The following is a 17,873-nucleotide window of genomic DNA, read 5'->3' as shown; positions in this document are numbered from 1 at the left end:
CTGTTTATACGCGGGGTCTATCAAGTGCTCTCCCTCAGCCGATAAACAATCACTGCGGCCCTGAGTCTGTCGGCGCCAAAACAACTCATTCCGGCGAACTCACGATGGCTCACCGGCATGTATTGGCAATCAAGGGGCTGACGCTGCTGGCCATGGTCAACGTCCGGATCGTGCAAGTAAACGAAGTCCTCATCAGCATCGGTCACCAGCACCCAATGTGGCGCTTTGGAGCGGGTGAGGCGGTAGCTGCTGATGAGCACCAGGGCTAGCGCCTGGTTCCGCTTCAGGGACTTAAGGTCCAGTGCGCCGTTTCCGAGCATCTCGACAGTGCTGGCCGCAAGTTCCCGGCTGAAGCTTTCATGCACCAGGCGCATGACCTGTTTTTTTTCCTCGCTGCGCACCCCGGCCAGAAACAGCGGCCCTTTTACGGACACCTGCAAGCCCGCGTCGAAGCCCCGTCGCCAGGCGGCCAGCGCCAGACCTTGCGGGCTGCAACCGCCATGGCCCGAGGTCATGAACACGGTGGTCGCTTCGCGCCAGATCTGCAGCTCTTCGTCGCGGGCCATGGCCCGCGAGGGCTGCAGGGCTTTCATCGCCATGAGGAGGCACGCCGGACCACAGGTGAAGTCCATGGTCTGTCGGTAATAGGGAATGCGTCGGGCGCTGCGTTCGGCATGCTCGCGAATGAGCTTTTCGTACCGCAGCGCCGGCGCGTGATCTTCGTAATAGTCGTCCACGCGCTCAAACAGGCGATAACCCTGACGTTCATAAAGTGCAATAGCGGGCGCATTGTCCGGGCGCACCTCAAGGCGCAGGTAGGCGCAATCACGTTCTACGGCCTGCTGCTCGGCGCGCGCCAGCAACTGGGTGCCAAGGCCACGACCACGTGCTGCATCAGCAATTGCCAGCGAGTAAAGACGACCCAGTGAAGTGCCGCGATGAAACAGCACCAGTGCGTAACCCACCAGATGATCCCCGGCTTCTGCCACGATCAGGCTGGCGTTCGCACGGCTGACCATCCACTGGAAGTTGCGCGTATTCAGGCGGTCGGTTTCAAAACATTGATTCTCCAGTCTCAGCAGTTCATCAACATCGGCGAGTTGCGCGGGGCGATATATAAAGTTCATGTCGGCGACCGTAAAGAGTGAATAACGAAACGGGACATTTCTACAAAGCCATGGTTTATAGAAAGGACTTGTTTCCCGAAGGATCACGACTCATGAATGCGGTGCCGGTGAAGACGGATGAAGTATCAGCACAACCAGGACGTTCGGCAAATTTAAATATTGAATCGCTGCGGCCATTGTCCGCTCAAAGAGTATGCGCTCAAAGTCAGTTGGTCATTGTGGTCGAACGCCTGGAAGACTGGGCTTCTTACCTCCCCAGCGAGGATTTGATCACTGCTCAGGATTACCTGGAGAAGCCGCTGGAGGGCTCAGCCGGCAAGCGCGTTCAAGTCATCAACCTGTGCCGCAGTTATCGTTACCTCGGGCATGGCTATTACTGCTCGTTACTGGCGGAGGCGCGGGGCCACCACGTCATTCCTTCGGTCAAAACCATTAGCGAACTGTCTCGAAAATCATTGTACGGCCTGGCGCTGGATGACCTGGACAAGCGCCTTGAGCATGCCTTGCGCGATCATCCCTACGATGAAACCGAAGGTTTTACCTTGACGCTGTACTTCGGTCAGACCGAGTTGCAACCGTTGCAGGACCTTGCCCGGCAGTTGTTTGAAGCGTTTCCGGCACCGATTCTGCTGGTTGAGTTTCGCAAGCGCGAGACCTGGCGCATCGAAGGGGTCAAGACCGGCTCGCTAACGCGCCTGCGGGACCGTCAGCAGGATCAGTTCGCCGAATCTCTGGACCGTTTCAGCCGCAAGATCTGGCGCCAGCCGCGCTCACGCCGGACCTTTCGCTACGACATGGCGATCCTGCACGACCCGCAGGAAGCACTGCCGCCGTCCAACGCCAAGGCGCTGGAGAACTTCATTCGCGTCGGCCGGCGCATGGGCGTGGATGTCGAGCTGATCGAGAAAAAGGATTACTCGCGCCTGGCCGAGTACGACGCGCTGCTGATTCGTGAAACCACCAGCGTCGACAATCACACCTACCGCTTCGCAAAAAAGGCCGAGAGCGAGGGGCTGGTGGTGATGGACGACCCTGCGTCGATTCTGCGATGTACCAACAAGGTTTACCTCACCGATTTGCTCAAAAGCCACGACCTGGGCATGCCGGCTACCGAGATTTTGTACAAGGACCGGCCTGATGAGCTTGAGCAGGTGGCGGCGCGGCTGGGCTTTCCGCTGGTGTTGAAAATCCCTGACGGCTGTTTTTCCAAAGGCGTGATCAAGGTTCACAACGCAAGGGATTTGCAGACAGCGGCCAGTGAGTTGTTCGAGCACTCGGTGTTGCTGCTGGCACAGGAGTTTCTGTACACCGAATACGACTGGCGCATTGGCGTGCTGAACCGCAAACCGGTATTTGCGTGTCAGTACTTCATGTCCAAGGGCCACTGGCAGATCTACAACCACAAGGCGCAGGGCGCGGCTATCAATGGCGAATGCCGGACACTTGCGGTCCACGATGCGCCGCGCGCCGTGGTGGACCTGGCCGTGAAAACCGCCAATCTGATCGGCGACGGGCTGTACGGCGTGGACCTCAAGCAGTCAGGTGACCGCGTGGTGGTGATTGAGGTCAACGACAACCCCAACCTCGATGCCGGGATCGAGGATGCCTGGTTGCAGGACGACTTGTACGCGCTGGTGCTGGAGGAGTTCATCCGACGCCTGGAAATCAAACGTCGCGGTCAGGCATGGTGAAGCGTTGATAAAAGGACATCGATTGCAGGCGGGCAGGCTGCTGGAGTGCCCGGAGCCAGAGGCCAGTGTGTTGTGGTTCAGTAATCCCGACGCTGCTGAGCGAATGGTGTTGCTGGAGCGCTTTAACCTGGACGATCACGCGCTCGAGTCGGCGCTGGACCCAGACGAGGTGTCGCGCATCGAGTTTCACCCCAATGCGCTGTTTCTGATCTGGAAGCGCCCGGAAAACTACTCGGGGCAGGACAGCTTTTCGTTCGATGTGTCGTCGTTCGGGCTGCTGCTGACTTCGGAGCACATGGTCCTGCTGTGCCCCGACGACACGCAACTGGCGGGCCTGGGCTCTCACCGGCCGATGGCGCATCCGCTGGATGTGCTGTTGGAGTTGCTGTTCAACAATATTCACCATTATCTGGGGCACCTGAAGGTGATCAAAATGATCGCCCGCGAGTTGCAACAGCAGTTCAACGCCTCGATGGACAGTCGGCATCTGGTCCAGATGTTCAACCTCAGCGAAAGCCTGGTGTATTACATCAACGCCATCGACAGCAATGGCTCGGTGCTGACCCGGTTGCGCAACCACGCCCTCAAGCATCAGTACGCAACGGACACTCTGGCGGTGATCGAGGACATGATCATCGAGAACGATCAGTGCCACAAACAGGCACAGATCTACTCAACGGTGTTCGCCAGCCTGATGGATGCGCGGGGAAATCTGGTGAACAACAACACCAACAACCTGTTGCGCAAACTGACGTTGATCAACGTGGTGTTTCTGCCGCTGAACCTGTTGGCGGGGATTGGCGGGATGTCCGAGTTCAGCATGATGACCACGCCGATCCCCTGGTGGATCAGCTACCCGACGCTGCTGGTCGGGATGGCCGGTCTCGGTGTCGCGATGGTGCTGGGGCTCAAACGCATGGCGCGCTCATACCATTAAGGCTGAGTTTGGATACCGGAATGCATTCGCGAGCGGGCGGGATTGATTCCCCCATTACGCGTGTCCTGTAGGCGCGAATTCATTCGCGTGGCGCCGCCTCGCCAACAAGTTAGCGCCTACAGGGGAGTGCGTGACTTCAGTCTGACGCTTGCAGGCCTTTCTGTTTCATCACCAGGTTCTTGTCTTTTTTGTACTGCAGGGCAACTTCCGGGGCCGGGCCGCTCTTGCCGGTTTCCATCCACAAACGCATGCGGCTGGCGTCGGCGAAATGGGTGAACTTGCCAAAGGCGTCCAGAATAACTACCGACACCTGCCGGTTAGCCATGCTTGTCAACAACACCAGGCAATGCCCCGCCTGATTGGTGAAACCGGTTTTGGTCAGCTTGATATCCCAGTTGGACTTGCGCACCAGATGGTCGGTGTTACTGAAGCCCAATACATACGTCGGTTTGCGAAAAGTCACGGTTTTTTCAGGTGTGGTGCTCAGCTCACTCAGCATCGGATAGTTGCGCGCGGCCAACGCGAGCTTGGTCAGATCACGTGCTGTGGAGACGTTGAACACGGACAGTCCGGTCGGCTCCATGTAGACGGTGTGTGCCATGCCCAGCGACTTGGCTTTGGCGTTCATGGCCCTGATAAACGCCGGATAACCGCCCGGATAACTGTGTGCGAGGCTGGCGGCCGCGCGGTTTTCCGAAGACATCAGCGTGATTAGCAGCATGTCGTGGCGATTTAGTTCGCTGCCCAGTTTTACCCGAGAAAATACACCTTTCATTTCTGCGGTCTGGGAGATGTCGACTTTGACCATCTCATTCATCGGCAACTTCGCGTCCAGTGTGACCATCGCGGTCATCAACTTGGTCACCGACGCAATCGGCACAATGACGTCAGGGTTACTGGAGTACAGCACTTGCCCGGTGCGCAAGTCGGTGATCATGGCGCTGCCGGAGGCCAGATGAAGTTGCGATGGGTCACGATTAAAGGCAGCGGGTTCGCTAGCAAGGGCACTGGTGGAAAGTGCGGCGCCTGTAAATGCAAATAATAGGCTTATTAGTGATACGCGAATTTTCAAGAGCAAAGCTCACTTATAGTTGGAATACGCCGCAGGGCGTGGGTTGTTCAGGGTATTCAGGAATGGCGCATTTTAGGAGCATGCTTCAGCCAATGTCGATGGGGTGTGTAGGAGGTTTCGTCAATAAAAGTAAGATGAATCCAAACGTAGGCTGAACGGAAATGCATCGAATCCAAAAAGCGTTGATTGGCTGCGCATTGTCGATATTCATGGAAGTCCTGGCGGACAGCTATTAGCATTCCACGACATCGAATGCTTAATGCCAACCAGACCTAGGAGTCGTGCAATGCCCAAGGGTTTTATCAGCAAGGATTACGCCGCTCTGGTGTTTGTCGCGGCAGTTGTTGCGGTGCTCTTGTTTGCTGCCGGTTTTCTGGTGCGGCCCACTGACTGGGCTGGCTGGATTCAGGCCATTGGCCTGGTTGTCGGTCTGATGATGGCGGTTTCAGTGCCGGCTATCCAGAACGGGCAAAACCTGGCGGCGCAACAGAAAGTGCTGCGCGATCGGGAAACCGGCTACGCGCGCCGTATCCAATACCTGTGCGGTGAGCTGAACGAGATTCTGGCCAAGGTCATGGTCAATCTGCAGCACCTGCGGGCTACTGACCGTCATCGGGTGCAACGCACGCTGGATGACTACCTGCATCGCCTGTTCGAGTCACACAAACTGGATCAGAACGACGACCGCGTGGTGATTGCCCACGAACTGCGCCTGGTCGCCTACGATCTTGCCGACGAAATAGAGAGCGGCCGATCCGACCGCGTGGTGCTGATGGCACTGGAGAAACGCCTGCAGAAGCTCGCTCACCGCTGTCAGGTCAACGCCACGATGGCAGAGCGCGTCTGAACGGCCCCCGCTACCCAATCATTGATCGGCAGTCAACAAAAAGCCCGCGTCAGGGGAGGCGGGCTTGAAGGAAGTTTGGGGCGATGTCAGGTGTCGTGCAAGTGCTCCGTCGCAGTCAGCTGTTCAAGCGGGGTATTTCAAGCTTTAAAGAAAGGGCCTGCGCGTCGGGCAGCGACTGCAGGGGGCCACTGACAGGCTCACCGTTTTGAACCAGATACCAGCAGGCCAGCAAACCGCGCGCTCTGAGCTGAGCCGGGACTGCGCTGCCGATGACTGACATGATTTGAACGTTCGTCATAAATGCTTCCCCTCTGTCTTGGGGGCTACCTTACGGGGCAAGCGTCACTGGCAGAAATCATCATTCTCGATAGTCGTCATTAATAATCTGAGCACCCGCGTCAATGGCACGGGCTGCAAGGGGCAGGGGTCGTTCAGTCAACCACCTGATCGAGCATTGCGATCACTTCGTGCTCAGAAATCATTCCTTTGTCGACGAGGTTTTTGGCCATTAATGCGACGAGCTTGGCGGCGCGGTGGCCTTCCAGGCTTTTGAGTTCTGTCAGCACGCTATAAACCTTCCTCGAAATACACAGCCCAGCGGCGCGATGCGGATTTTGTGTTGGCATGGCGGGCGTTCCCGTTCTTATTAATGATCGTTGAGTGTCCAGGCAGCGAGCATTGCGCGCTTATAGCCCTTAAACGACAACCCCGCCTGACAGGCGGGGCTGGTAGAGCAGCAACAATTTTTACCAGCGGCCTGGGCCGCCTTCACGGTAGTAGCCCGGTGGTGGGCCGTAGTAGCCACGTGGCGGTCCATAGTGACGCGGCGGGCCATAATAGACCGGCTGTTGAACCACGTACGCCGGCTGGTAGTAAACCGGTGGCGGTGGCGGCGCATAGTAGACCGGTGCGGGCGCGTAAACCGGCTCCTGCTGCACGTACACGGTCCTTGGACCTGAGTTGACGACGGCTGCGCCCACGACGCCACCGACCACTGCACCTATCACCGCCGCTCCACCCCAACCTGGCCCGCCGCCATGGGCTTGAGCTTGGCCTGCAAGGGCTAGGGCACCTAACAACAAGGCAACCTTGGGAATGTGACGAATCATGACTGTTCCTCGGTGTTCAGTCCCGTTGTCGCGAGCCTGCGATACGCTCAGGCACTGCCACGGGATAACTGATCAGACAGCGACTTTTTGTAAATCTGCCAAGCCGCTGCGTAAATTTTGTGTAAGGTATTCGGCGCTTATTAATGACAATTGATCCGCTGTTCGAGCGGATAGCTGATCTTACGCCTTTATCAGTGTGCTTTTCTAATACCGTTCAGGAGATTTCAATGCCCGTCACGGCAAGCAAAGAGACGCTGTTGTGCATGTCCCTCGCCGGACGCCCCGGTAACTTTGGTGTGCGCTTTCATAATCATCTTTATGAGCAGATGGGTCTGAACTTCTATTACAAAACCTTCTCGCCGAGTGACCTGCCTGCCGCCATCGCCGGCATGCGCTCGCTTGGCATTCGTGGCTGCGGCGTGTCGATGCCGTTCAAGGAAGCGTGCATTGCGCTTATCGATGAGATGGACCCCTCGGCTGCCGCTATCCAGTCCATCAATACCATCGTCAATACCGACGGCCATTTGAGGGCTTACAACACCGATTACATCGCCATCGCGCAGTTGGTCGAAACCCACGCCGTGCCGCGCACCCGGTTTGCCCTGCGTGGAAGTGGCGGCATGGCCAAAGCCGTGGCTTTCGCGCTGCGCGATGCAGGGTTCACTGACGGCTTGATTGTGGCCCGCAATGAAGCGGCTGGACGTGCTCTGGCCTCGTCCACAGAGTTTGAGTGGCAGGCGGAGCTGGGTGCTGAACGTCCTCCCTTGCTGGTCAACGTCACGCCTCTGGGAATGATCGGCGCGCAGTCTGAGGAGCTTGCGTTCGACAAAGTGGCGATTGAGGCCGCCGAAACTGCGTTCGATGTCGTTGCCACGCCTGCACGCACGCCCTTCATCAACCACGCCGACGCCTGTGGCAAGCGTGTGATCACGGGCGATGAGGTCGCAGCCATCCAGGCCCTTGAGCAGTTCATTTTGTACACCGGCGTAACGCCAACGGATGCGCAGTATCAGGCGGCGGCAGCGTTTGCTCGCAGTTGAGCCTCGGTGGCACACGCTACTGCCATTGACTCAAGCCTCAAGCTTGGTCAGTCGCTCCTCGAGCGCCGCGATCCGCGCTTCCAGTTCGTCGATCCGCTCTGAGGCCGCCGAACTGCTCGCTGCCCGCTCAGAAGACGTGCCATGCCGCGCGGCGACGATGGCCTCCATGTCAGCCGGGTCGCCCAGTGCATGCATGTAGCGGTCTTCGCGCTGGCCAGCCTGCTTGGGAATCAGCACGGCTAGCCCTCGGCCAATCAGCCTCTCCAACTGATGGATCACTTGCTCGGTGTCTTCAAAATCATGCATGCGGTTGCTGCGGGTCAGCAGCTCGTTGACGGTTTGTGGACCGCGCAGGCAAAGCAGTCCGGTGAGAATGACTTGGGCGGGCACCAGTTCCAGCGTCTTGTCGATGCGGTGCTCCCAGCGGTCGGCGCGGCTGCCCATCACCAGGCGCGTCAATTGAATTCCCTCAAGCGCGCGCAGGCCCTGGCCGACCTGACCTTGGGTCAGGTTCATCACCGGTTCGCGGCTGGTCTTCTGGTTGCACGCGAGCACGAGCGCGTTCAGGGTCAGGGGATAGGTTTCGGGGTGAGTGGCCTGCTTCTCGACCAGGCAGCCCAGAATCCGGACCTCGGTGCTGCTCAGTTGCAGCTTGGCGTGTTCTTGTGCAGCGTTCACTGGATCCAGCTCGGTGGACATGGCGCGTTCCCTGGGCGGTGAAAAGGCTATGAGGGTAGGGGCTCGATGAGGTAAAAGACAAGCCGCGTTCGCATGTTCACCGTGCTAATTCTTGCGACTCATACCATCAGGAACCATCAGGAACCATCAGGAACCATCATGACCCTCTCCCTGTACGCTGCCTCCGTGCCTGTTTTCAAACAAATGCTGACCGCTCTGGGCGACGTCCTCGCCAAAGCTGAAGCCCACGCCACCGACAAAAACATCCAGCCAGACGCCCTATTGCAGGCGCGCCTGTATCCGGACATGTTCCAACTGGTTCGTCAGGTGCAGATCGCTGTCGATTTCGCCAAAGGTGCATCGGCGCGTCTTGCGCAGGTAGATGCACCAAAATACGAAGACTCGGAAACCACCTTCGCCGACCTGCAAGCATTGCTGACCAAAGCACTGGCTTTTATTGAGTCCATAAAGCCCGAGCAAGTGGACGGCAATGAAGAGCTGGAAATCGTACTGCGCCCCGGTACCCCGAAAGAGAAGCGCCTCAACGCGCAGTCGTACCTGCTCAATTACGCGCTGCCGCAGTTCTTCTTCCATGTCACGACCACCTACGCCCTGTTGCGTCACAACGGTGTGGAAGTCGGCAAGCGCGATTACATGGGCGCCTACTAAGCGTCGCAGCTGATTTGCGCCAAACCTGGCAGTTGCGCGTAACGCGCGTCAGTCGGTAAACAGCTCGCGTCGGGCACCTTCGGTAATCGCCACGATGCCAGGGTGCTTGACCTTGCGCTCCACCGAGATGGCATAAAACGACTCGGTCACGGCGTCGGTCTGGCCAATCATCACCACGTCGTACTGTGCAATTACCTCGTCGGCGATCACGCTGGGCGCCATGAAAATCCCGCTGCCCGACTTGCCAAAGGCCTTCATCAAGGCGCTGTCGTCGAACTCTCCGACGATCTTCGGCTGGATTTTCTGCTCGGCAAACCAGCGCATCAGGCGGCTGCGGACCACCGTCAACTGGCCAGGTATCAGCAGGGGTGCGCCTTGCATGCCGTGGGGGAAATCGTTGCCGTACTGTTCGGCAAGCGCACGTGTGGCGAAAAAGCTCACGCCGCATTCACCGAGTTTCTGGCTGTAGCCTTTGATGTCCAGGTGCGACGGCATCGGGCTGTCCGAAATAACCAAGTCCAGACGCTGGATCGCCAGGTCTGCCAGCAGTCGCTCCAGTTGGTCCTCCCGGCAGCTGATACGCATCGGCTCGCTGAGCTCCATCGTCGGCGAGATCAGGCGATAGACGATGGATTTAGGCACTACGTCGGCGACCCCCACGCGAAACAGAATCTGTTGTTCGTCTGGCTGGGTCCGCAACAGGGCTTCAAGCTCGTCGCCCAGCTGAAACATTTGCTCGGCGTAGGGCAGGGCGAGGCGGCCTGCTTCGGTCAGTTCCAATTGCCGACCCACCCGCTTGAACAGGTCCACGCCGAACGTCTGTTCCAGCAGGCTGATTTGGCCGCTGATGGTTTGCGGCGTCAGGTTCAATTGCTCACAGGCCCGCACAATGCTGCCGGTTTTGGCTACAACCCAGAAGTAATGCAGTTGTCGGTAATTGAGCATGGCGGTCATCACTTCGTAAAAACCGAAGTATATACCTTGAAAATACGAATTTTCCTGAACTGTTTGCGTCCCTAGAATGCGTGCCATCGCCGGGCCATCTACTGCGCTCGACACTGAACAATGAGGACGTCATGAAAACATCCATCTGCGCATCGCTGCTGGCGCTTTCGCTACTCGGTCTGGCGGGGTGCGACCAGATTGAAAACTCGACCAAACAGGTAGTGGGCGCCGCCGCCAACTCAGCCAGGCAGGTCATCGACGACACGCACAAAGCCGCTACCGAGGCATTGGACGATGCAAAAAATCAGTTGTCTACACTAGAGCCTGAACAAAAAGATAAGCAAGAAGACAAGGCCGGCAAATCCGGCCAGGAAATCTAACCCCCTCGTCATCATTGAAGCAGAGACATCGTAATGGAATATCTTCTGGAATTGGCTGTAAGTCCCGCAGCCTGGGTTGCTTTGGCGACACTGATGGTAATGGAAATCGTGCTGGGCATCGATAACCTGATCTTTATCTCGATCCTCACCAACAAATTGCCGGTGCACCAGCGCACCAAAGCGCGGCGTCTGGGTATCAGCATGGCGTTGATCATGCGTCTGGGCTTGCTCAGTACCGTGGCCTGGATCGTTCAGTTGACCGAGCCAGTGATCGACATTCTGGGCCAGGTGTTCTCCTGGAAAGACATGATCCTGATCGCCGGTGGTCTGTTCCTGCTCTGGAAAGCCACGACCGAGATCCATCACAGCGTCGACATCAAGACTGAAGAAGAGAAGACCCTGTCTTCGACTGTCACCTTGGGCATGGCCGCTGCGATTGGTCAGATCCTTATGCTCGACCTTGTGTTCTCGATTGACAGTATCGTGACCGCCGTTGGCATGACCGAGCACTTGCCGATCATGATCATCGCTGTTGTCGCGGCTGTGGTTGTGATGTTGGTAGCCGCCGAGCCTCTCGCGAAGTTCATCAACGATAACCCGACCGTGGTCATGCTGGCGCTGGGCTTCCTGATCATGATCGGTATGACGCTGATTGCCGAAGGCTTCGGGGCGCATGTGCCCAAAGGCTACGTCTACGCTGCTATGGCGTTCTCGACGCTGATTGAAGTGCTGAACATGTTGTCCCGCCGTGCCAAGCGCAAGAGTATGGCCGAAGAGGCCGCAACGCATAAGGCGTAAACCAGTTGGCCTAAATGGGCTGCACTGAACAAAAACGGTCGGGATGGGCATCCATCACCGACCGTTTTCATGTACGCCTGTTATTGAAGCAAAGCCTTTTGTTGAAGCATTTCAGTGCGAAGCAGCGGGCCTGCTCTTTATGTGAGCCATTGGTACGCGTGGTTCCAGTTCGGTTTGTGGATGAGGGTGGTGACGGCGAGAGATCCTCAGTACACCCCAGAGCATGGCCAGCGCCACGGCCATCCATCCAGCGATCAACATCACGATTGTCATTCCGAGGCCCATAGGTCCCTCCGGCTTATATGCCTTTTCTTCGTCTCAGTAATCGACAGTCTAGTACGGGCTATGTTGCCGGAATTTGACCAGTGGCTGTATGGCATGACTGTTTTGTTCTATCTACCGTCGTTCACTGAGGATTGGCGCTATACCCGACCCCTCGGCCGCTCTATGATCGGCCTCCAGATCAGGTCGCGGTTGCTCGACCTGCCTAGAAGTGAGAGAACGACGTGTCGGTAATATCTCGATTTCACGCCGCTGGCCGCCAGCGCACGTGGTGGACGCTGGCCATGGTGCTGGCGCTGAGCGGTTGTGCGGGCAGTGTGGAGCCTGAATACAAGCGGCTGCCTGACCGGGTAGAACTCAACTCGGTGCCGTTCTTTCGGGGTGATGACTATCAAAGCGCGCCTGGCGCGCTGGCCGGCATGTTGTCGGCGCACAATGTGCAAATTACGCCTGGGCTGGTCGAGAAGCCCCTGAAGTTGCCGGGAGGGGAAGCGGCCCTTCAGCAAAGCATGCCCCATCTTGCGCGCCAGTACGGCTTCGTCGTGTACCCGCTGGATAACGCGCTGCAAGCACTCCTGGCCCAGGTCTCTGCCGGCTATCCGGTGATGGTGCGTGTTTCCCATGGCTCGGTTTGGTGGAAGGAGCCGCGTTACGGCGTGCTGATCGGGTTCAACCAACGCAAGCGAACCGTGGTGCTGCACGTGGGCCAAAACCGGCGGATGTTGATGAGCTTCGACAGTTTTACCTCGGCCTGGCAGGAGGCCGGGAGCTGGGCCATTCTGATTCAGGGCCCGCGTCAGTTACCCGCTCAAGTGGACCGCGAGCGCTGGCTCAAAGCGGCTAATGAACTGGCGCAGGCGGGGCAGGAACAGGCCGCAGGCGAGGCGGTCAAGGCCGTCAACAGCACGCAGTAAGGATAAGGCTAAATGAAAACGGCGCCTGTTTGGGCGCCGTTTTTGTGTGTGCGTTCGCGCAATGCCAGTCCTAGAAACCCAGCTTGTCACGCAGGCTGTAATACCAGGCGCCCAACGCAGTGAGCGGCGTACGCAGCAAGTTCCCGCCCGGGAAAGGGTAGTGGGGCAGCCCGGCGAAGGCGTCGAAGCGCTCGGCCTGACCGCGCAATGCCTCAGCAAGCACTTTGCCTGCCAGATGCGTGTAGGTCACGCCGTGGCCACTGCAGCCCTGGGAGTAATAGATGTTGTCGCCCAGACGCCCCACCTGTGGCAAGCGCGACAGGGTCAGCAGAAAATTACCGGTCCAGGCGTAATCGATTTTTACATCCTTGAGCTGCGGGAACGCTTTGAGCATGTTGGGCCTGATGATGGCCTCAATGTTGGCCGGGTCGCGAGCGCCATACACCACGCCGCCGCCGAAAATCAGGCGCTTGTCTGCGGTCAGGCGGTAGTAGTCGAGCAGGTAATTGCAGTCTTCGACGCAGTAGTCCTGAGGCAACAGTGTTTTGGCCAGCGCATCACTCAGTGGCTCGGTGGCGATCACCTGCGTCCCGCACGGCATCGATTTGGCGGCCAGTTCAGGCACGAGATTGCCCAGATAGGCATTTCCGGCGACGATCACGAAGCGCGCCCGAACCTGCCCCTGCGCCGTGTGGACAACGGGGCTGGCGCCTCGCTCTATGCGGATGGCCGCCGACTGCTCATAGATCATGCCGCCCAGCGACTCGACTGCAGCGGCCTCACCCAGCGCCAGATTGAGCGGATGAATATGGCCGCCGCTCATGTCGAGCATGCCGCCGATGTACTGATCGCACGCCACGACTTCGCGAATACGGCGCTCGTCCAGCAGCTCAAGCTGAGTGTGGCCGTAGCGTTCCCAGAGTTTCTTCTGGGCCTGCAGATGGTCCATCTGCTTGGGTGTCAGGGCTGCGAACACGCCACCGTCTTTCAAGTCGCATTGAATCTGGTACTTCGCCACTCGCTCCCGGATGATCCTGGCGCCTTCGAATGCCATTTCACCCAGCAATTGCGCCTGTTGAGGGCCCACGCTGCGCTCGATGACGTCAATGTCGCGGCTGTAGCTGTTGACGATCTGTCCGCCGTTGCGGCCCGATGCGCCGAAGCCGACTTTCGCCGCTTCCAGAACGGTAACGCTGAAGCCGGCTTCCAGAAGAAACAGCGCGCTCGACAGGCCGGTGTAGCCGGCGCCAATGATGCAGACGTCGGTGTGTACCTCACCCGCGAGCGCAGGGCGGTCCGGCGCCGCATTCGCTGAAGCAGCGTAGTAAGACGCCGGATATGCAGTGTTCGCCATCCTGTAACCCCGTTTTATATTTTTTACGAATGGGGCGATCCTACCTGAGATGAAATGCTCTCACCAGCTGCGACAAGGGTCTGGAGCGTGGAGGTAAGGGCCTGTTAAAACATCAAAAAGAGTTTAGATTCAGCAGGTTAGGCTTACAAAGCGTTTGACAAAAAAACTCGTCCCGGTAGGATTCGAACCCACAGCAGGCGCGTAGCTCAGTTGGTTAGAGCACCACCTTGACATGGTGGGGGTCGCTGGTTCGAGTCCAGTCGCGCCTACCAAACAAAATCCGCTCTGCTGGCGGTACATAAAAGCGATCCGAAAGGATCGCTTTTTTTATGCTTTGAATTCTCTAACGTTGATTTGCGATAAGCGTTCACAAAAAAGCCCGGCGCAAGGCCAGGCTTTCGTGAGCTACGACGCGCTATCAACCGCCTGCGCCACCAGGACCTTTACCGTCGGTGGAACCACCAGGACCGCTGCCAATCGGTTTTTTATCTTCCGATTTGCTTTTCCCGTCGTAGGAATTGCCGTCGTTGGAGTTATCGCTCATCGACCCTTTTTTAACGCCAGCCTTGTCAGCATCGTCGCTGGACTGGACGCCCTGTCTGGAGGCGTCGTTGCCTTGTGTGCGCGGGTCAGCCCCGGTTTGCGAAGGCGTGGCGCCCATGCCAGGCGTAGCCGGTGAGGTCGCACCCGCCAGCGCTGTGGCAGAAGCTGCACACAGAAGGCCGGTCAGGGTGCAGGCGGTCAATAGTTTAATCATTGGGGCACTCTCCATTGTTATGAGTACTTGCCTGATGTTGGGCTAGCGGCTGCGCAAAGGGTGCCACTGCGGCGACGAGCGGTCATTTCGAGGAGGTGCCGAATGTAGGGCAGGGAGGATCGGGCGTCTTCGCACACTGATTTATTGCGTAGATCAGCACTGGAAAAAAATTTGCGTATTCATAGGCTTAGTGTGCAAAAAAGACGTTGACACCCTTTTTAATATCCGTAGAATGCCGACCCACAGCAGGCGCGTAGCTCAGTTGGTTAGAGCACCACCTTGACATGGTGGGGGTCGCTGGTTCGAGTCCAGTCGCGCCTACCAAACAAAATCCGGTCCTGCTGCCGGTCTAGAAAGGCCCACCGAAAGGTGGGCCTTTTTTGTGCGCGTGTGTTTTTGTCATGCTTCTGAATGGCCGGCGCCACCAGGGCGAGAGGATCGCTGACGCGGGCGATCCTCAGTCGTTACTTCCGGATTTCTGGCGAAGGGTTGCGATAAACACGCTATCGACCCTGCGGGCCGTTTACTCCGCCTTGCCCCGCGTAATGCGTCCGGCTTTGACTTCGTCAGCGTAGGCCTTGAGCTTGTCGGCGTCTTTATACAGCTGGTTCATCAGATGCAGCACCGCGACCACATCCACGTCTTTTACGCGCTCGGCAAGGCGGCTGATCTCGGCAGCGGTGCGCTCCAGATCGGCGGCGACGCCATTGAGGTCGCGCTTCAATTCAATCGATGACTTCTTCAGCCCCACTTCATTCTCCTGAAAACCTGACGGTTGGCCTCACAGCTGCGCGCAACAGCGCACCTGCATGAACGCCGCGCATCATAGCGCACGCGGCCTGCGTTCGGGTTTCGATTGGATCACGGGGTGTCCACAGCTGTTTAAAACAGGATTATTTGAAATCCACACTGGACCTTTCGCCACGATGCGCGATCATCAGTGCACGGAAATCGAAAGGAGGTGTGTATGTTTATTCGGTCACTGACCCTTGCCATCCTGTTTGCCGTCAGCGCTCCGCTGCTGGCCGCTGACGGTGATACCCCACTGGCCCAGGAACGTGGCAAGTCCCGTCCGCTGATCATCATCGCTTCCAGTACGGTGGACCCGACGCTGGTGAGCCTGAAAAAGAACCTCGAAGAACCCGCCAACCGTGAAGCCTTCGTCAAGCGTGACATGGTGCTTTACACCATCGTCAACACCATTGGTCAACGCAACGGTAAAGACCTCGACGCCCAGAGCACCATGGCCTTGATCCGTGAGCTCAAGCTCGGCGTCAAGCCGCAAACCCAGGCGCAGGTGATTCTGGTCGGCAAAGACGGCGAAAAGAAAATCGACCACGTCGGCCCGATTGATCCGAAGGAAATCTTCGGCACCATCGATCAAATGCCGATGGCCGAGAAAGAAGCCGCTGCCGCTGTACCGGTGCCAGCCGCAGCTGAACCCAAGGCCGCACCTGCAGGCAAGCCTGGTAAGGGCGCGAAAGCAGTAGCGCCGGCACCCGCACTGGACGATTGAGTCCGCGTAGCTCAAAGGCGACAGGGTCAGGCGGGCATGTGCGCGCCTTGACCATGCTGCTAATATCGCTCCCTTTTTACGGCAAGGAATGACATGAAACAGTGGGCGGGAGTAGCGGCATTGATGCTGTTGACGGGCTGCATGAGCTTGAACCAAACCAGATCAGCAGGACCTGTCCAGGTGTATTCCAGCCAGAAACCTGCGGCGGCCGTGGCCGAATGCGTGAAGGTGACCTGGGCCGACGTGCAGATGTTCGGCGACGTCGCCGACGTGTTCATGAAGACCAACGCGCCAGGCGATTTCACCGTTTACACCACTGAGGCCCAATACTTTGCCGATGTGGTCGGCAAGGGCGGCACAACCCGCATCAGTTTTTACGCGAAACCAAATGCGCCCGTGAAAGACCAGCGCGGGGCGGTGGTAGCGACCTGCTTGTAGTCGTCCGACACGTGCATAAAAACCGGCGAATTCGCCGGTTTTTTTTCGCACTATCGAGCGGATGTTACATCGGCGGGGTCACGCCGTTTTCGCCTGCGGAAATGGACAGGGCACTCAACGCGCCGTCGGCATTTTTCCGGGCCTGCATCACAATCTTCACGCCCGGCTTGAGCAGGCTACGGTCGCCCGGCACCAGATTGACGACGGGTACATCATCCGGGACGACGATGGTTTTCTGGCCACCCTTGTAGTTGACGGTCATGGTTCGGCCGTTGCTGGTGACCAGATCGCCCACCGAACCGTTGGTCATGGTGCTGTCCTTGCCCAGATCGAACGCCCGATGGCCATCGCCAGTTCCGGCCAGTTCAGGGGGAAATACATGGATTTCCAGTGCTTTGAGCGTGCCATCCGGCAACGGCACGGCGGCTGAACCGATGTAGCTTCCGGGTTTGATTCCGGACACGTCACCCAGTGTGACGCCACGCACGAGTGTGTCTTTATCGAGGCTGACCTGCAGGTCTTCACCGGCCTTTGTATGCACCCTCATCAGGTCGCCTTCAATGGCGGTGATCGCGCCTCGCACACGCACCGGCGCCGTGTCTTGTGCCTGCGAAGGGCTGGCCAGCAACAAAGCACCGCTAAACAGGCCGGAGATCAACAGGGTGTTTCGCACTCGCGTGCGTAGGGTAGTCATGATGGGTTTCCTTCGGCAGAAGTCTGTGCAGGAGCTTACACCGCTGTCTCGTGAATGAGTGGTACCAAAACGCAAAGCCCCGCCAAGGCTCGTCAGCTCCTGCATAAAGGGCGTCGTTCCTGCCTGTCGGACACCAATCTGTAGGCGCGAATTCATTCGCGTGGGCGAAGGATTTACAGGCTATTGCAAATAACTTCTGTAGGAGATTCCCCGTCGTCCAGACGCCGCGCTTTCGCGCAGCAAACATTGGCAGTACGCGCTTCTTTTTTTGATTCTGTCCGAAGGGCGTGGGAGCTGGCCGGGCGGCGTTCCGTTTGCCTGCGATTTGCCGCGAAGCGGCAACAAATCCTGACAACTCGGCGTGTCAGGAACGACTAGGGCATCTGATTTCAGGACTGCTGCGCAGTCCATCGCTGGCAAGCCGAGCTCCCACGCCTGCGGCAGAAGCGAAATATTGGGGCCTTTTAAATCAATGACATATCTGATGTTTGATGAGAGTTGACGAGCCAGCGCGAGGCCGCGATTGCGGTGTATCAGACATATTGCATCGCGGCCTCGCCAGGGCTTGTCAGCTCACAAGCAATATCGTTTCTGCCGGTTGGGCACCGATCTGCAGGCGCGAGCG

At 58.0% G+C, this 17,873-nt stretch carries 21 protein-coding genes and 2 tRNA genes; 12 read left to right on the top strand and 11 right to left on the bottom strand.

All coding sequences use genetic code 11. The annotated features are described in order from the left end of the window. Positions 1 to 20 precede the first annotated feature (20 nt). Positions 21 to 1,127 (bottom strand): GNAT family N-acetyltransferase/peptidase C39 family protein, encoded by a 1,107-nt coding sequence (locus OYW20_RS14535; RefSeq protein ID WP_268796669.1) that lies wholly within the window; start codon positions 1,125 to 1,127, stop codon positions 21 to 23. 92 nt (positions 1,128 to 1,219) lie between these two features. On the opposite strand from OYW20_RS14535, the gene OYW20_RS14530 reads away from it, so the two are divergent. After that, positions 1,220 to 2,818, top strand: coding sequence for a RimK family protein (locus tag OYW20_RS14530; RefSeq protein ID WP_268796668.1), 1,599 nt, complete (start codon positions 1,220 to 1,222; stop codon positions 2,816 to 2,818). Between the two features lie 4 nt (positions 2,819 to 2,822). Beyond that, positions 2,823 to 3,755 (top strand): magnesium transporter CorA family protein, encoded by a 933-nt coding sequence (locus tag OYW20_RS14525; protein WP_268796667.1) that lies wholly within the window; start codon positions 2,823 to 2,825, stop codon positions 3,753 to 3,755. A 136-nt stretch (positions 3,756 to 3,891) separates the two neighbouring features. On the opposite strand, the gene pbpG is transcribed toward OYW20_RS14525, so the two are convergent. Then, positions 3,892 to 4,827, bottom strand: coding sequence for a D-alanyl-D-alanine endopeptidase (gene pbpG, locus OYW20_RS14520; protein WP_408005408.1), 936 nt, complete (start codon positions 4,825 to 4,827; stop codon positions 3,892 to 3,894). 286 nt (positions 4,828 to 5,113) lie between these two features. Between pbpG and OYW20_RS14515 the strand changes: the two genes are divergently transcribed. Further along, the gene (locus OYW20_RS14515; protein WP_268796665.1) at positions 5,114 to 5,674 is read left to right on the top strand and encodes a hypothetical protein; all 561 of its coding nucleotides are present in this window, start codon (positions 5,114 to 5,116) and stop codon (positions 5,672 to 5,674) included. 115 nt (positions 5,675 to 5,789) lie between these two features. Here OYW20_RS14515 and OYW20_RS14510 read toward each other — a convergent pair whose 3' ends face one another. The 3 genes from OYW20_RS14510 to OYW20_RS14500 form a co-directional block, all read right to left on the bottom strand. Further along, complete coding sequence (locus OYW20_RS14510; RefSeq protein ID WP_268796664.1) at positions 5,790 to 5,972, bottom strand: hypothetical protein; 183 nt, start codon at positions 5,970 to 5,972, stop codon at positions 5,790 to 5,792. 133 nt (positions 5,973 to 6,105) lie between these two features. Next, positions 6,106 to 6,300, bottom strand: a complete 195-nt coding sequence (locus OYW20_RS14505) for a hypothetical protein (protein ID WP_268796663.1) — start codon at positions 6,298 to 6,300, stop codon at positions 6,106 to 6,108. 120 nt (positions 6,301 to 6,420) lie between these two features. After that, on the bottom strand, positions 6,421 to 6,783 hold the full coding sequence (locus OYW20_RS14500) for a hypothetical protein (RefSeq protein WP_268796662.1): 363 nt from the start codon (positions 6,781 to 6,783) through the stop codon (positions 6,421 to 6,423). Positions 6,784 to 7,010: 227 nt separating this feature from the next. Here OYW20_RS14500 and OYW20_RS14495 point away from each other — a divergent pair, with 227 nt between their 5' ends. Further along, on the top strand, positions 7,011 to 7,823 hold the full coding sequence (locus OYW20_RS14495) for a shikimate 5-dehydrogenase (protein ID WP_268796661.1): 813 nt from the start codon (positions 7,011 to 7,013) through the stop codon (positions 7,821 to 7,823). Between the two features lie 30 nt (positions 7,824 to 7,853). On the opposite strand, the gene OYW20_RS14490 is transcribed toward OYW20_RS14495, so the two are convergent. Next, positions 7,854 to 8,522, bottom strand: a complete 669-nt coding sequence (locus tag OYW20_RS14490) for a YceH family protein (RefSeq protein WP_268796660.1) — start codon at positions 8,520 to 8,522, stop codon at positions 7,854 to 7,856. A gap of 138 nt (positions 8,523 to 8,660) precedes the next feature. Between OYW20_RS14490 and OYW20_RS14485 the strand changes: the two genes are divergently transcribed. Next, entirely contained in the window at positions 8,661 to 9,170 is a 510-nt protein-coding gene (locus tag OYW20_RS14485) for a DUF1993 domain-containing protein (RefSeq protein ID WP_268796659.1), read from the top strand. A 48-nt stretch (positions 9,171 to 9,218) separates the two neighbouring features. Here OYW20_RS14485 and nhaR read toward each other — a convergent pair whose 3' ends face one another. Then, complete coding sequence (gene nhaR / locus OYW20_RS14480) at positions 9,219 to 10,115, bottom strand: transcriptional activator NhaR (RefSeq protein WP_268796658.1); 897 nt, start codon at positions 10,113 to 10,115, stop codon at positions 9,219 to 9,221. 131 nt (positions 10,116 to 10,246) lie between these two features. On the opposite strand from nhaR, the gene OYW20_RS14475 reads away from it, so the two are divergent. The 3 genes from OYW20_RS14475 (at position 10,247) to OYW20_RS14465 (ending at position 12,489) form a co-directional block, all read left to right on the top strand. After that, positions 10,247 to 10,495 (top strand): hypothetical protein, encoded by a 249-nt coding sequence (locus tag OYW20_RS14475; protein WP_268796657.1) that lies wholly within the window; start codon positions 10,247 to 10,249, stop codon positions 10,493 to 10,495. Positions 10,496 to 10,528: 33 nt separating this feature from the next. Beyond that, entirely contained in the window at positions 10,529 to 11,293 is a 765-nt protein-coding gene (locus OYW20_RS14470) for a TerC family protein (protein WP_268796656.1), read from the top strand. A 566-nt stretch (positions 11,294 to 11,859) separates the two neighbouring features. Then, the gene (locus OYW20_RS14465) at positions 11,860 to 12,489 is read left to right on the top strand and encodes a peptidase C39 family protein (protein WP_268801140.1); all 630 of its coding nucleotides are present in this window, start codon (positions 11,860 to 11,862) and stop codon (positions 12,487 to 12,489) included. A 70-nt stretch (positions 12,490 to 12,559) separates the two neighbouring features. Here OYW20_RS14465 and OYW20_RS14460 read toward each other — a convergent pair whose 3' ends face one another. Further along, complete coding sequence (locus OYW20_RS14460) at positions 12,560 to 13,843, bottom strand: NAD(P)/FAD-dependent oxidoreductase (protein ID WP_268796655.1); 1,284 nt, start codon at positions 13,841 to 13,843, stop codon at positions 12,560 to 12,562. A gap of 195 nt (positions 13,844 to 14,038) precedes the next feature. On the opposite strand from OYW20_RS14460, the gene OYW20_RS14455 reads away from it, so the two are divergent. Then, a tRNA-Val gene (locus tag OYW20_RS14455) sits at positions 14,039 to 14,115 on the top strand. 146 nt (positions 14,116 to 14,261) lie between these two features. Here OYW20_RS14455 and OYW20_RS14450 read toward each other — a convergent pair. Then, positions 14,262 to 14,600: a hypothetical protein gene (locus tag OYW20_RS14450; RefSeq protein ID WP_268796654.1), complete on the bottom strand. Its 339-nt coding sequence runs from the start codon at positions 14,598 to 14,600 to the stop codon at positions 14,262 to 14,264. A gap of 247 nt (positions 14,601 to 14,847) precedes the next feature. Here OYW20_RS14450 and OYW20_RS14445 point away from each other — a divergent pair. Then, positions 14,848 to 14,924 (top strand) — tRNA-Val (locus OYW20_RS14445). Between the two features lie 199 nt (positions 14,925 to 15,123). On the opposite strand, the gene OYW20_RS14440 is transcribed toward OYW20_RS14445, so the two are convergent. Beyond that, positions 15,124 to 15,351, bottom strand: coding sequence for a hypothetical protein (locus OYW20_RS14440; RefSeq protein ID WP_268796653.1), 228 nt, complete (start codon positions 15,349 to 15,351; stop codon positions 15,124 to 15,126). 216 nt (positions 15,352 to 15,567) lie between these two features. On the opposite strand from OYW20_RS14440, the gene OYW20_RS14435 reads away from it, so the two are divergent. Continuing rightward, positions 15,568 to 16,116, top strand: a complete 549-nt coding sequence (locus OYW20_RS14435; RefSeq protein WP_268796652.1) for a DUF4174 domain-containing protein — start codon at positions 15,568 to 15,570, stop codon at positions 16,114 to 16,116. 93 nt (positions 16,117 to 16,209) lie between these two features. Then, positions 16,210 to 16,554, top strand: coding sequence for a 2-oxoacid ferredoxin oxidoreductase (locus OYW20_RS14430; RefSeq protein WP_268796651.1), 345 nt, complete (start codon positions 16,210 to 16,212; stop codon positions 16,552 to 16,554). A 64-nt stretch (positions 16,555 to 16,618) separates the two neighbouring features. Here the strand turns inward: OYW20_RS14430 and OYW20_RS14425 are convergent, their stop codons facing one another. Next, on the bottom strand, positions 16,619 to 17,248 hold the full coding sequence (locus OYW20_RS14425; RefSeq protein ID WP_268796650.1) for a hypothetical protein: 630 nt from the start codon (positions 17,246 to 17,248) through the stop codon (positions 16,619 to 16,621). Between the last annotated feature and the right edge of the window lie 625 nt (positions 17,249 to 17,873).

Origin of the sequence: Pseudomonas sp. BSw22131 (assembly GCF_026810445.1) — a bacterium.
Taxonomy (GTDB): Bacteria; Pseudomonadota; Gammaproteobacteria; order Pseudomonadales; family Pseudomonadaceae; genus Aquipseudomonas; species Aquipseudomonas huanghezhanensis.
Note: the sequence above shows the minus strand (reverse complement) of the source record. Positions and strands in the feature narration are given on the sequence as shown.